This is a genomic window from Pseudomonas sp. 2725, from assembly GCF_050434585.1.
GTDB classification, from domain to species: Bacteria; Pseudomonadota; Gammaproteobacteria; order Pseudomonadales; family Pseudomonadaceae; genus Aquipseudomonas; species Aquipseudomonas jessenii.
Window position 1 is genome coordinate 360,960 of the sequence record NZ_JBNDIV010000007.1, and the last position, 14,252, is coordinate 375,211.

Genomic DNA, 14,252 nt, shown 5'->3' on the forward strand with positions numbered 1-14,252 from the left:
TCGTGGAGGCCGCATCTCTCGATGCGGCGACACGGAGAAAACTCCATGAAGATAATGCGTGCCCCTTTGTTGATGATCGGTTTGCTGCTCTGTTCCCAAAGCTTCGCCGCCACAGACCAACAGAACAAGATGACCACCTGCAACGCCGAGGCGACTGCAAAAACCCTCAAGGGCGATGAGCGCAAAGCCTTCATGAGCAATTGCCTCAAGGCCACCCCGGCGGCCAACGATGCCGGCAAAGCCTTGACCCCACAGCAAGAGAAGATGAGGACCTGCAACGCCGACGCCGCCACCAAAGCCCTCAAGGGTGACGAGCGCAAGGCGTTCATGAGTGATTGCCTGAAGAAGAAATAAGATCGGTTCAAGGGCAGTGGTGGCTGTGCTGGCTCCATCGCGAGCAGGCTCGCTCCCACATTTGTCCGGTGTACTCAGTTCCACTGTGGGAGCGAGCTTGCTCCGGGCGGCGCTCCGACGATGGGGCCGCAGAAGGCGCTGCAAGAAATCCTGAACCACCACTAAGGTCGCCCCACACAATCCCTAGTGCTCGCACCGGATCGCTGGCAGACTGCCAATCCTTTTTACGCCGTTCGTTTTTGAGGCTGTATGCCAACGTTTTCTCAGCGTCAAGTCTTGCTGGTCATCAGCTGGGTCATCATTTTTGGCGGACTGCTGCTGGTCTTGCCGCTGCGGTTGCTGCCCAGCCTGCTCGCCGGGTTGCTCGTGTTCGAACTGGTCAACATGCTCACCCCGCAACTGCAACGGCTGATCGAAGGCCGGCGTGCGCGCTGGCTGGCGGTGGCGTTGCTGGGGACTCTGATTGTCAGCGTGCTGTCGCTGATCTTTGCCGGTGCCTTCAGCTTCCTGCTGCACGAGGCGGAAAACCCCGGCGCGTCCCTCGACAAGTTCATGGGAGTGGTCGACCGCGCGCGCGGGCAATTGCCGCCGTTCATCGACGCCTATCTGCCGGCCAGTGCCGCGGAGTTCCGCGTGGCGATTGGCGAATGGGTCAGCAAACACCTCAGTGATTTGCAACTGGTGGGCAAGGACGCGGCACACATGTTCGTGACCTTGCTGATCGGCATGGTGCTGGGGGCGATCATTGCCTTGCAGCGCGTTCCGGACCTGACCAAGCGCAAACCACTGGCCGCGGCGTTGTTCGAACGTCTGCACCTGCTGGTTCAGGCGTTTCGCAACATCGTGTTCGCTCAGATCAAGATTTCCCTGCTCAACACCGTCTTCACCGGGATTTTCCTGGCGGTAATCTTGCCGATGTTCGGTATCAAGCTGCCGCTGACCAAAACCCTGATCGTGCTGACGTTCCTGCTCGGCCTGCTGCCGGTGATCGGCAACCTGATGTCGAACACCCTGATCACCATCGTCGGTTTGTCGTTGTCGATCTGGGTCGCTGTGGCGGCGCTGGGTTACCTGATTGTTATCCACAAGCTCGAATACTTCCTCAACGCGCGCATCGTCGGCGGGCAGATCAGTGCCAAGTCGTGGGAGTTGCTGCTGGCGATGCTGGTGTTCGAGGCCGCGTTCGGCCTGCCGGGGGTGGTGGCGGGGCCGATTTACTACGCGTATCTGAAGAGTGAGTTGAAGCAGGTGGGGATGGTTTGATCCGCTGGATCTTTGTTGGCTGATCTGGCCCCATCGCGAGCAAGCTCGCTCCCACAATGGACCTGTGCTCGCAGGACTAATGTGGGAGCGAGCTTGCTCGCGATAGAGGCGCCTCGGTTCTGGATCAGTCCATAGAGCCGTAACGCTTGGCCGCTTCAATCGCCAGACCGCTACCGATACTGCCAAAGATGTTCCCTTCCACATGCCGCGCCTTCGGCAACATCGCCGAAACACTGTTGCGCAGCGCCGGAATCCCGCTCGAGCCACCGGTGAAAAACACCGTATCGACCTGATCGACCCGCACATCGGCGTCTGCCAGCAGTTGGGTGACGCTGTTGCGCACCCGCTCCAGCAGGCTCTCGATGGCTGACTCGAACAGCGCACGGCTCAGGTCCACGCTCAAGCCCGCTTCAATGCGATCCAGCGGCACGTGGCGATTGTCGGCGTGGGTCAGCTGGATCTTGGTTTCTTCCACTTCCATGGCCAGCCAGTGTCCGGCGCGCTGTTCGATCAACTTGAACAGGCGATCGATGCCGCCGGTGTCCTCGATGTCATAGCGCATGCTGCCCAGGGCCAGTTGCGACTTTTGCGAGTACACCGAGTTGATGGTGTGCCAGGTCGCCAGGTTCATGTGGTGACTGGTCGGCATGTAGGCGCCGCTCTTCATGCGGCTGCCGTAGCCGAACAGCGGCATCAGGCCTTGCAGGCTGAGCTGTTTGTCGAAGTCGGTTCCGCCGATGTGCACACCGCCGGTGGCGAGGATGTCCTCGTGGCGGTTATCCACACCCCGACGCTCCGGCGACAGACGCACCAGCGAGAAGTCTGATGTACCACCGCCGATGTCCACAATCAGGACAAGCTCTTCTTTCTCGATGGTCGACTCGTAGTCGAACGCGGCGGCAATCGGTTCGTACTGGAACGAGACTTCCTTGAAGCCGATCTTGCGCGCCACGTCTACCAGGGTGTCTTCGGCTTCCTTGTCGGCCATCGGGTCATCGTCGACGAAGAACACTGGCCGACCCAGTACCACCTCTTCGAATTCCCGACCAGCGGCGGCTTCGGCGCGGCTCTTGAGTTGACCGATGAACAGCCCGAGCAGGTCCTTGAACGGCATCGCCGTGCCCAGGACGCTGGTGTCGTGCTTGATCAGCTTGGAACCCAGCAGGCTCTTGAGCGAGCGCATCAGGCGGCCTTCGTAGCCTTCCAGGTACTCGTGCAGCGCCATCCGGCCGTACACCGGGCGACGTTCTTCGATATTGAAGAAGACCACCGACGGCAGGGTGATCTTGTCGTCCTCCAGCGCGATCAGCGTTTCCACGCCGGGGCGCAGCCAGCCGACAGTGGAGTTGGACGTGCCAAAGTCGATACCCAAGGCACGGGCTGGAGATGCGTTGTTCATGTCTTTCAGGTTCCGGTTAAAAAACGGCCGCGCAGTGTATGTCAGAGCGCGCCAGATTCGAAGGCCGGTTATCTGCTAATTCTTCGCAGACAATGCCTTGAAAGATGGGGCATCCCCCCCAAACTACCCTGCATCAACCGGACAGCCGCGGGAGTGCTCGCAAGAAGCCCCGCCTGCTGCCGATAAACTTCTGCTGCGCCGCCCGGTCACAAACTTGAGATCGGTCAAACCAATGGCTGCAAACAAGCGCATGCTGTGGCCTGTGGCGCGATTCTGATAACGGATGGTGATTCCCTCGATGGACTTCAAAGACTATTACAAGATTCTCGGTGTGGAGCCGACCGCAGACGACAAGGCGATCAAGGCCGCCTATCGCAAGCTGGCGCGCAAATACCACCCCGACGTCAGCAAGGAAAAGGATGCCGAGTCCAGGTTCAAGGATGCCTCGGAAGCCTATGAAGCGCTGAAAAGCGCCGACAAACGTGCCGAATATGATGACTTGCGTCGCTATGGCCAGCACGGCCAACCGTTCCAGGGACCTCCGGGCTGGCAGAGCCGTGGTGGCTTCGGTGGCGGTGGCCAGGACACGGGCGATTTCTCGGACTTCTTCAGTTCGATCTTCGGTAGCCGTGGGCCAGGTTTTGGTGGTGGTGGACAGTCGCGTCGCAGCACCGGACGTCGAGGGCAGGACGTGGAAATGGAGCTTGGGGTTTTTCTCGAAGAAACGCTGTCGACCGAGTCGAAGAAGGTGACCTTCCAGGTACCTCAGTACAACGCGGCCGGCCAGCATGTGAGCAACACCAGCAAAAGCCTGAACGTGAAGATTCCGGCCGGTGTGAGCGACGGTGAGCGCATTCGCCTCAAGGGGCAGGGTGCTCCGGGCGTGGGTGGCGGGGCCAATGGCGACCTGTACCTGACGATCCGTTTTGCGCCGCACCCGAAGTTCGACGTCGAAGGCGAGAACCTGATCATCACCTTGCCACTGGCACCTTGGGAGCTGGCGCTGGGCGCTGAAGTCGCCGTGCCGACCCTGACCGGCAAGATCAACCTCAAGGTCCCGGCCGGCAGCCAGAACGGCCAGCGCATGCGCGCCAAGGGCCATGGCCTGATGAACAAGGCCGGTGATCGCGGTTACCTGTTCGTGCAGTTGAAGGCCGTGATGCCGAAGAAATCCGACGATGACATCAAGGCCCTGTGGCAGGAGCTGGCGAAAAAAGCCGCGTTCGACCCGCGAGAGCATTTCTGATCCCTTGGAACCGAGGAGTCACTGACTATGAGCAGTCCCCTGATCGTTCAACTGGACATGGCCGAATTCTGTGAGGCGACCGAGTTGTCGGACGTCTACGTGATCGAAATCGTCGAGCACGGCATCCTCGAACCTCAGGGCGCTCAGCCCAAGGACTGGGTTTTCAACGACTACGAGCTGACCCTGGCCAAGCGCGCCGCCAAGCTGCGGCGCGATCTGGACCTGGAATGGGAAGGCGTCGCCCTGGCGTTGGACCTGCTTGAAGAAGTCCAGCAATTGCGGGCCGAGAACCGCATGCTCAAGCAGCGATTGGGGCGGTTGGTGGTGGAGTAGGCCAAGGTTGAAGTACGCCCAGCTCAAAGAGTGAAGCTAGCGAGCCACGCGTGATGCCGTTTGTTGCCTAAGTTCCTGCCCTGATGTGTCCGTGGTAAGTGTTCAAATCCACTCGTACTTCACCGGTTGAGTCAGTACTAAAGCCCATTTCAATTTCATCGGGAGCAAGAGGTAAAGAGCGTGAGGCAGGTTTTCTCGGCTTAGTGGATCTATCCACGGGTGGGCCAGAGTATCGTTGGCTTGCTGAGCTCGACTTCGAACCCCTTTCAGTGAAGCTTTCTCGTTGAGCCATTTCTTCATAAGTCATCATCCCTTTTTGCCGGGAGGATGTAGGCCGCGGAGTCCAGTTTCGCCGTCCGAGAGGTAAAGGTTCGTAGATCGGTTCGCCAGTGCTCGGGTCCAGTGGCTGCTTGATACCTTCAGAACTCACCATGGCCGGCAGTTCGCTGCCGGTGTCGCGATGCGTACTAGCCCTTGTCGGTTGGGGAGATTTTCTTTGAGGGATCAGTGGGTTCTGGCTGGACGTACTGGATTTTCGGCTTGCAGGTTTGCTCGACATTCCAGGAAATTTGGGAAACTTGAAAGGCATATGCCCCGTCGGATCCGAAAAAGTCACCGGATCCCCCACACAATACACATACGCATTCAACCCGCCCTTCCCAAACGGACTCAAACTGTCCGGGCTATGAAAACGCATCAACACCGGATTGTAAGCCCTGTAGCCATTACCCAGCAGATACCAGCCCAATCGCCCCTCACGCAGCTCCCCGTTGAAACCCAGTCGCCCGCTGATTTCCAGCCGTTCGTACTGATAGCCATAAACTGAATAAGCGACTGGATTGAGCTTGCCGCCTGCGACTTCGACCAGCACCGAGTTTTTACTGTCGATGGCCAGCAGAAGGGTGTGTGACTGGCGTGAGGGGCGATCACTGTTTGCGGAGCCGGTCATGTCGAGTCCTGCCTGGGACGTTGAATAAGTACTCCCTGTTTTACTCGGACGGCCAAAAGTTGGGAACTATCAGAACTGATAGTCAGGCGCCGACCTGATGCTGAAGTAACACAATCTAACTACAACCCTGTAGCTGCCGAAGGCTGCGATCTTTTGATCTTGATTTTTTGTGTGCTCGGTATCATAGGCAAGATCAAAAGTTCGTAGCCTTCGGCAGCTCCTACATTGAGTTGCGTGGCAACATCACCGTAAACAACGTGCCGTCCTCTTCGTTCGAGGTGACTTCAATCGTCCCCTGATGCGCATCCACCACTTCCTTGACGATAAACAACCCCAGCCCGAGGCTGGTGGAAGGCTGGCCCAGTTCTTCATCGGCGCTGCGCACCAGCGGATCGAAAATCGTGGCGATGGCGTCCTCGGGAATCGGCACGCCGAAGTTATGCACAGTCAGGCGCACCGCATCCGGCTGGCCCTTGAGGGTCACAGTCACGTCGCGTTTGTTCGAACCGTGCTGCAAGGCGTTGCCAATCAGGTTCTGCAATAGCTGAGCGAGTCGACCTGCGTCCCAAACACCTTGAGTGTCTCCGTGTATTTCCAGGGTCGGATCGCATGCAGGGTTGCCGGCGCACGCTTCGGCAATCGCCGCATGGGCCACTTCGGCCAAATCCATGGGCGTGGGCTCGATAGGCAGGCTCTTGCCAAGGCGGCTGCGCACCAGTTCCAGCAAGTCGCCGACCATCACCGCCATATGTCGCGTGCCCCGCTGGATGTGGGTCGCGCAGGTCAGGGCGTCGCCCTCCAGTGTTGTTTTGCGCAGCAACAGTTCGATGGACATGCTGACCGCTTGCAGGGGCGCGCGCAGGTCGTGGCCGAGAATCGCCAGGAAGATGTCCCGCGAGCGGTTGACCTGATCGGCATAGGCGGCTGTGGATTCGGCCAGAGCTTCGTCGATGGCTTCATTGAAGCGGATCATCTCCTGGAAGTAAGCCATGTCCGGGGATTCGAGGCTATCGACCCAAAGGCGAATCACGCAGGCGCGCAGATGGCGGAATTCGCTGGTCATCTGCACCAGATCAAACCCCACGTTATGGCGCAGTTCGCCGTGGCTGGCACCGGCTTCGTCCAGGCTCGGGGTTTTTTCCGGGCCTTCGCCGCGGGCTTTGGCTGCCTGTTCATCGGGGCTTTGCGGTTTGGTCATGTCCCGCGAGGCGGCCAGCAGGATTGACTTGGCGTGGTCGCGCAGCGCGACGCGGTCCATAGTTTCGGCGGCCGGGGTGATGGTTATGGCGAACTGCTCCCACTCATCGACGATGCGATCAACATGTAACACGATGAATTCGGAAAGACGCATGGCGGTTACCTGGGCATGAATCGGGGACAGCGATTCGAATAGTAGTCCCTTTGCCGGAAAAAACACGACCGCTCATGCCGCGGCATAACCGGAGGCATTTCTGGTGGTACATATCTATCGATGGCTCCTTGATTTTCGAACCTTGCGGGCCTTTTTTCAGACTTGGCCCAACAGTAATTTGGACTTTTGTTTCAGGCGCGGGTGGATAAGTCTGTTAGCTCCAACCCAGCCATCAAGGTGAAAAAACAGTGTCTGATTTGCATGGAAGCAACTCGCTGGAAACGCCCGCCCCAAACAACGGCGTTCATTACGAGCGTGTACTGGGCGCCATACCCGACGCGATAAAAAAGGCGTCGATGTCGAGAATGAAAACCCTCGAAACACTAAGGCCCAAGATCCCCGAGTGGTACAGCGCTGCACGGGAAATCGACCGTCAATACCTGAAGGAGTTGATTGAAGAGCAGGGACGCCTGCAAGGCACTCTGGACAAGACCCTGGGCAACTTGCAACACGACATCAATGCCTTCGCCAAACCGCTGCTCAGTGCGTCGATGCAGGCGAACTTCAATACTGTGGAGACCTTCGACGCACTCAGCGTGCAACTTGAAGTACCCAGTAAAATTGCCTTTGTCATTGATACCGGGGCCAGTCGCGTTCGGCAGTCCACGTTGCTGGAAGCGGCGTTGCACAATTTCGAGGAGGCAGAAACTACCGAAGACGCCTGGCGCAGCAGCTCCGGTATCTATCGCAAGGATGAGCGCGGCAGCCTTGCGCTTGAGCCCGCGATTTCCTTGCCAAGGTTTACATCGATGTGCCGCAGCCTCGACATTGGCGGACAGTACCAGCGGCATATCAAATCCATCCTGCTGCCGACCACAGCTGAAGCGCGACGCGCCTTGCAGGACGAGTCGGTGGCCAGTGAAAAAGCCGCTTTCCAGGTGGCGTCACTGGTCGCCCGATTGAAAGGCGATATCAGCGACCATGCCTACGGCAAACTCGGGCAGATGCGCGAAAGCCAGGCCAATAACACGTTGTACGACCGGCCGCTGCATGGCCACCGATTGTCGCTGATGGGCTTTCGCTTGACGGGCATCGTGCTGTTCAGTGCCGTCAGCGATCCGTCGCAGATCAAGCAGGCGATCGATGCCTTGACCCCCGACTCAGTGAAGTTCTGGAGCGAATGGTCGCAGCGCCTCTCGATATTGCCTGGTGCGGAGTACGAGCGGTTCAAATTGCTGCAGGCGTTTTTCGCCAATGGGCCGCAGGGGCTCAACGATGAGCTTTTGCGCCGCGACGACATCTACCATCAGAGTCGTTTGTCCGGCCACGTGATCGCCTATGTACCGGATGATCCGCAACATCCGCTCAAGGAATACCCCTCGCTGGCCGCGTTCATGAAAACCCTGATCGGTCAGCTGCGAGACACGCAATACCAGGCGTTTTTCAGCCGATTCGTGGCGCAAAAGGACAAGGGGCTGTTTTTCAGCCGGGTCAACGAACGTCTGAAGACGTTTACCTGGCAGCGACGCGAGCCATTGGACATGGGGCTATGGTGGCGTGAAACGGCGGTCGAGAATCCTGATGCAGAACCCATTACCAATCAGATCACGGGCGACCTGTGGGTGACATTGTTCGTTGAACGCCGCGACAAGGCCATCGTCGATGCCCGACGCATCGCGGTGCCGACCGGCGACGAGGACGCCAGCGCCCGCTTCAAGCGCCTGACCAGTTACCTGAACATTGGCTGGAACCTGTTCAATTTCGCCGCGATGCTGGTGCCCGGTCTGGGCGAAGCGATGCTGGGCATCATGATTGCGCAGATGCTCGCCGAGGTTGCCGAAGGCATCGAAGACTGGAGCAAAGGCGACAAGGAAGAGGCCTCTGCCTATTTCAATGGCGTGCTGATCAACTTTGCGCAGTTGGCGCTCATGGGCGCCGGTCACGGGTTGCCAGGCGGCCAGCTGGCGCCGATCAAGGTCTCGCCCTTTGTCGAAGGGCTCAAGCCTGTGGAGGTCGCCGGCAAGCAGCGTTTGTGGAATCCGGACCTGACGTCATATCAACAATCTGTCACCTTGCCCAGGGATGGCGTCGTCGGTGAAAAAGGCTTGTACCGGCACCAGGATCAGGACCTGCTGCATCTCGACGACAAATGCTACGAAGTCAAACAGGACCCGAACACTGGCCAGCATCGCCTGCAACACCCCTCGCGAGCCGATGCCTATCAGCCCTTGCTGGAGCACAACGGCACCGGCCTGTGGAAAACTGAACTCGATCAACCGCTGGAATGGGATCGGCGTCAATTGCTCCAGCGTCTGGGCGCCTCGGTGGATGGGTTCAGCGATGAAACACTGGAGCAGATCCTGACCGTCAGTGGCGTTAACGAAAATGCGTTGCGCCGGCTCCACGTGGAGCACGAAACCCCACCCGCGCTGCTGACCGATACCCTCAAGCGCTTCAAGGCGTACGCCGACGCCGAAGCTTGCGCAGAGCAGATCCTGGCCGACCGGGTCGGCCAGGAGTGGGCCGATCTTGCCGTGCGCTTCATGACTGAGTTGCCGGGCTGGCCCGAGGGCAAGGCCATCGAAGTGTTCCAGGGGCCGGGCCTGTCGGGGGCGGCGTTCAAGGAGGGCTATGCCGGCGCGTTGCCCGCCTATACCTTGCAGATGACCTGGCAGGATTTGCTCGCCGGTGCGCTGCCTGCACGTGTGGTCGGGTTCCTGGATGAACAGGCCCTTCGCGAGATGCTGGGGCAGTGGTTTTCCGGAGACAAAACGGCGCGCACCAAGGCCTTGCGCGATCGCCTGGCCGAGCAGGCGCGGGGCAGCAAAAGGCGTTTGTTCGACAAGTTGTACGAGCGTCGGGAGCGTGCAGACGATCCCCGTGTGAGCTTGCTCAAGGGGCACGAGTCGTCGCTTTCGACCAGTGTGGCGCAAGCGCTTGTGGAACACGCACACCCCTCGGACCTGCAACATTGGGCCGAGAAACAGCGCGTGCCCTTGAGGTTGTCCCAACAGGCCTGGGAAGCGGCGCACCAGCTGCGAGTGGCGCGAGCGTATGAAGGCCTGTACCTCGGCGAGCTGCACAACACCGACACCGAGCGCCTGGAGCTGCACTCACTGGCAGCCCTGCCGGGCTGGCCCTCGGACCTGCGCCTGGAAATCCGTGAACGTTCTTTTTCAGGGACGCTGCTAGACAGCCTCGGCCCGCAGGACGCGCCCATCCGCAGAGTGTTGATCCAGAGTTCGGATCTCCGATATGAAGCACGGGACGCGGACGATCAACACCTGCACGGGTTGGACAATCTGTATGCCGCCGTGCTGCACGCATTGCCCGACTCCCAGCGTGTCGCCCTGGGTTTTGAAATTCATGACGCGGCAGGCCTTGAGCAGGCAGTAAAGACAAAGCCACTGGATCGAGCTGTGCTCGAGCCGATCCTGCGCGACAATCCGGTGCTCAAACCGTCCTACGACCCGACCGTCATGCGCTTGCGCGGCGGCATGCCGGGTTATGCGCAACAGGTCCCGCGCGGCATGGGGTTGCGCCGGCGGGCTCGCTCGCTGTATCCGGCCTTCACCCCGGAGGAAATCGAAACGCTGTTGACCGGGTTCAGCCAGAACGGTGGTTCGGTCCATGAAGGCCTGGCCGCGCTGGAGGCCGAGCTCAATCAGTTGAACCGCGCCATGCAACGCTGGATGAACTCGCCGACCGAGTCCTTTCGTTTTAGTCCGGCGGGCGTGGCGCAGTGGCATGCGCGAAACAACATCTACAAAGCGCTCAGGCAATGCTGGCAGCGCACCGGGCCGGAGGGCATCGAGGCTTCCGGCATCGTGCGGCCCCAAGCGTTGAAACTGGACAATATTCCCAAGTTGAGCCAGCTGCTTGAAACCCTGCCGAGCCTCGAGGCCAACTTCGATCATGTCACCAGCCTGAGCCTGCGCGGTGGGCAGTTGCGTTCCGGGCACATGTCGTTCCTCGACTCGTTCCATCAGGTGCGCTACCTCAATCTGCAAGACAATCTGCTGACGGCCGTTCCGCAAGCGCTGAAGGACATGCGTCATCTCACCGACCTGTTCCTCAACGACAACCGCATTGAGATGGATGTGCTGGCGGTGGATCGCCTGAAGAATCTGACACGCTTGAGGTCGTTGGGGCTGCGCGGCAACCCGCTGAAGCTCATTCCTGATGTCAGCCGGATGCCGAATTTGCAGGTGCTGATGCTGAGTGACGCCGGTCTGGACAGTTGGCCTGTCGGACTGTTTTCCCAATCGCGGCCTCGCAGTATTTTCATTGATCTGAGCCGCAATCCGATCAGCCGGATACCGGAAGTCGCACCCGGATCGTTTCGCGCCGAGTTGCTGGCGCGCACGGTGATCAGTCGGGGGCCGCACTGGATCTCGCCGGAAAACCTCGACACCCTCAAGTTTTACATCGAGTCGGTCGGCATGGACCCGGACCGCCCTTACCCACCCCGTGGCCTGCTCGACAGCTCGGAATGGGCGGCGGGCATGACCGAGCGGCAATGGCAGGAAAAACAGGAAGTCTGGAACGCGGTCGAGGATGAATTCGATTCGGTGCCGTTTTTCAACGAAGTCCGCAAACTCACCCAATCCGCCGACTTCAAGGCCGGCGATACCTATCAGACGGAACTGACGGCCAAGGTCTGGCGCATGCTTGAGGCCATGGCCAGCGACACTGAACTGCGCATCAAGTTGTTCAACGAAGCCGCAACCCCCACCGAATGCGTGGATGGCGGGACGCAACTGTTCAATGCCATGGGCGTGCAGGTGATGGTTCACGAGGCCTACGCCCTCGTGCGCGCGGATCTGATCGAGACGCAATTGCTTGAGCTGGCCCTGGGTAAATCCCGGCTCGATGAACTCGGCGCCATCGCCCGTCACCGGGTGTCTGAGCGATTGGCGAAGGGAGAACAGTTCCGTCGGACCGGTGCCGATGGCGAAGTGACCGGCACTATCGATGAAGTGGAAGTACACCTGGCCTACATGACCGATCTGGCGCAGCGCCTGGATTTGCCGTGGCAGGCACGGGGCATGCAGTTTCGCAGCATCGCCGAGGTCAGCAAAGAGATGATCGAGGCAGCGCTCCAGCGGATCAAGGCGCTGGAGGAGGGTGATCTGCTGATCGACCGGGTCTTTGAGCAACCGCTCTGGAAGTCCTGGCTGGAGTCGACTTACCGCGAGGAATTGAATGGCTTGAAACGCCGGATCGACGCCACCACCGATTTGCAGGACGCGTTGCAGCGCAGGGCTGAAGGTACGCGGCTCACCACCGAGGAAAAGGCTGCAGTGGAGTTGGAAATCAAGGGGCTGTGCAGCGAATTGGACAAACCTGAAACTGACTTTGCGGATGGCCGGCTGATGACTGAAGAGGCGTATGGTCAAGCCTTGAATGACATCGACCGACAGATCACGCAGCAGCTGAAAAACCTGACCCGAGAAGCGATGACGCGGGCCAGGCTGGACCGGCTGCGGATTGGGGCCGATCAATAATCACGGAAAAAACAAAGGCCTCGACACACTGGGTGCGAGGCCTTTGTGTGGGGTGCAACAAACGGCTCAGAACAGGAAATACCGCTGCGCCATCGGCAAGGTTTGCGCTGGCTCACACCACAGCAACACGCCATCGGCCTTGACCTGATAGGTCTGCGGATCGACGTCGATGTTCGGCAGGTAGTCGTTGTGGATCAGGTCGGTTTTCTGCACGTCGCGGCAACCTTTGACCACTGCGATTTTCTTTTTCAAACCCAGGGCTTCGGGCAAGCCTGCATCCTGCGCCGTCTGGCTGATGAAGGTCAGGCTGGTGGCGTGCAGCGAACCTCCGTAGCTGGCGAACATCGGGCGGTAGTGCACCGGTTGTGGCGTCGGGATCGAGGCATTGGCGTCGCCCATCAGGCTGGCCGCGATGGCACCACCCTTGAGAATCAGCGTCGGTTTCACGCCAAAAAACGCCGGGCGCCAGAGCACCAGGTCGGCCCATTTACCCACTTCGACCGAGCCCACTTCATGGCTGATGCCGTGGGTGATCGCCGGGTTGATGGTGTACTTGGCGATGTAGCGTTTGGCGCGGAAGTTGTCGTTGCCTGCACCATCGCCGGGTAGCGGCCCGCGTTGTCTTTTCATCTTGTCGGCAGTCTGCCAGGTGCGGGTGATGACTTCGCCGACCCGCCCCATGGCCTGGCTGTCTGAGCTGATCATCGAGAACGCACCGAGGTCGTGGAGGATGTCTTCGGCGGCAATCGTCTCGCGGCGAATGCGGCTTTCGGCGAAGGCCACATCCTCGGCAATGCTCGGGTCAAGGTGATGGCAGACCATCAGCATGTCGAGGTGTTCATCAATGGTATTGCGGGTGAACGGCCGGGTCGGGTTGGTGGAGCTTGGCAGCACGTTGGCAAGACCGCAGGCCTTGATGATGTCCGGCGCGTGACCGCCACCGGCACCTTCGGTGTGATAGGTGTGAATGGTGCGGCCCTTGAAGGCGGCAATGGTGGTCTCGACGAAGCCGGATTCGTTGAGGGTGTCGGTGTGGATCGCCACCTGCACGTCGAACCGGTCGGCCACGCTCAGGCAGTTGTCGATACTCGCCGGCGTGGTGCCCCAGTCCTCATGCAACTTGAGGCCGATGGCGCCGGCCTTGACCTGTTCGATTAACGGCTCGGGCAGGCTGGCGTTACCTTTGCCGGTGAGGCCGATGTTCATTGGGAAGGCATCGGCGGCCTGGAGCATGCGCGCCAGGTGCCACGGTCCGGAGGTGCATGTGGTCGCATTGGTGCCGGTGGCCGGTCCGGTGCCGCCACCGATCATGGTGGTGACGCCGCTCATCAATGCCTCTTCGATCTGCTGCGGGCAAATGAAGTGGATATGGGTGTCGATGCCGCCGGCGGTGAGGATCATGCCTTCGCCAGCGATGACTTCGGTGCTGGCGCCAATGGCGATGGTCACGTTCGGTTGCACGTCCGGATTGCCCGCCTTGCCTATGCCGGCGACCCGTCCGTCCTTGAGGCCGATGTCAGCTTTGACGATGCCCCAGTGATCGATGATCAGTGCGTTGGTAATCACCGTGTCGACCACTTCGGCGGCGAGCAGCTGGCTTTGGCCCTGGCCGTCGCGGATGACTTTGCCGCCGCCAAATTTCACTTCTTCGCCGTAGGTGGTGAAGTCCTGTTCCACTTCGATCCACAACTCGGTGTCGGCCAGGCGCACCTTGTCGCCGACGGTGGGACCGAACATGTCGGCGTAGGCTTGACGGGAAATCTTCATGTGTTCGCCTTGAGATTCAATTGAATTTGAAACCGTTCGCTGCGCTCACATCGCGAGCAAGCTCGCTCCCACAGTTGATCGCG

The 14,252-nt window shown here is 59.7% G+C and carries 9 protein-coding genes; 5 read left to right on the forward strand and 4 right to left on the reverse strand.

Annotated features, from left to right (window positions below):
- Positions 1-45: 45 nt before the first annotated feature.
- A complete protein-coding gene (locus tag ABIE16_RS21700) occupies positions 46-354 on the forward strand; it encodes a PsiF family protein (protein WP_429521895.1) in 309 nt (102 codons plus the stop codon).
- A 249-nt stretch (positions 355-603) separates the two neighbouring features.
- Positions 604-1,617: an AI-2E family transporter gene (locus ABIE16_RS21705; RefSeq protein WP_056725372.1), complete on the forward strand. Its 1,014-nt coding sequence runs from the start codon at positions 604-606 to the stop codon at positions 1,615-1,617.
- A 124-nt stretch (positions 1,618-1,741) separates the two neighbouring features.
- On the opposite strand, the gene ABIE16_RS21710 is transcribed toward ABIE16_RS21705, so the two are convergent.
- Positions 1,742-3,016, reverse strand: coding sequence for an Hsp70 family protein (locus ABIE16_RS21710; RefSeq protein WP_429521896.1), 1,275 nt, complete (start codon positions 3,014-3,016; stop codon positions 1,742-1,744).
- Positions 3,017-3,314: 298 nt separating this feature from the next.
- Between ABIE16_RS21710 and ABIE16_RS21715 the strand changes: the two genes are divergently transcribed.
- Both ABIE16_RS21715 and ABIE16_RS21720 read left to right on the forward strand, forming a co-directional pair.
- Complete coding sequence (locus ABIE16_RS21715) at positions 3,315-4,262, forward strand: DnaJ C-terminal domain-containing protein (RefSeq protein ID WP_429521897.1); 948 nt, start codon at positions 3,315-3,317, stop codon at positions 4,260-4,262.
- 27 nt (positions 4,263-4,289) lie between these two features.
- A complete protein-coding gene (locus tag ABIE16_RS21720; protein ID WP_057712199.1) occupies positions 4,290-4,595 on the forward strand; it encodes a chaperone modulator CbpM in 306 nt (101 codons plus the stop codon).
- 67 nt (positions 4,596-4,662) lie between these two features.
- Here the strand turns inward: ABIE16_RS21720 and ABIE16_RS21725 are convergent, their stop codons facing one another.
- Together ABIE16_RS21725 and ABIE16_RS21730 are read right to left on the reverse strand one after the other, a co-directional pair.
- A complete protein-coding gene (locus tag ABIE16_RS21725) occupies positions 4,663-5,544 on the reverse strand; it encodes an RHS repeat-associated core domain-containing protein (protein ID WP_429521898.1) in 882 nt (293 codons plus the stop codon).
- 220 nt (positions 5,545-5,764) lie between these two features.
- Positions 5,765-6,895: a sensor histidine kinase gene (locus tag ABIE16_RS21730; protein ID WP_349734514.1), complete on the reverse strand. Its 1,131-nt coding sequence runs from the start codon at positions 6,893-6,895 to the stop codon at positions 5,765-5,767.
- Between the two features lie 248 nt (positions 6,896-7,143).
- Between ABIE16_RS21730 and ABIE16_RS21735 the strand changes: the two genes are divergently transcribed.
- Entirely contained in the window at positions 7,144-12,402 is a 5,259-nt protein-coding gene (locus tag ABIE16_RS21735) for an NEL-type E3 ubiquitin ligase domain-containing protein (RefSeq protein WP_429521899.1), read from the forward strand.
- Between the two features lie 66 nt (positions 12,403-12,468).
- On the opposite strand, the gene ureC is transcribed toward ABIE16_RS21735, so the two are convergent.
- Positions 12,469-14,169 carry an urease subunit alpha gene (gene ureC / locus ABIE16_RS21740; RefSeq protein WP_429521900.1) on the reverse strand — a complete coding sequence of 567 codons (1,701 nt, stop codon included), beginning with the start codon at positions 14,167-14,169 and terminating at the stop codon, positions 12,469-12,471.
- Between the last annotated feature and the right edge of the window lie 83 nt (positions 14,170-14,252).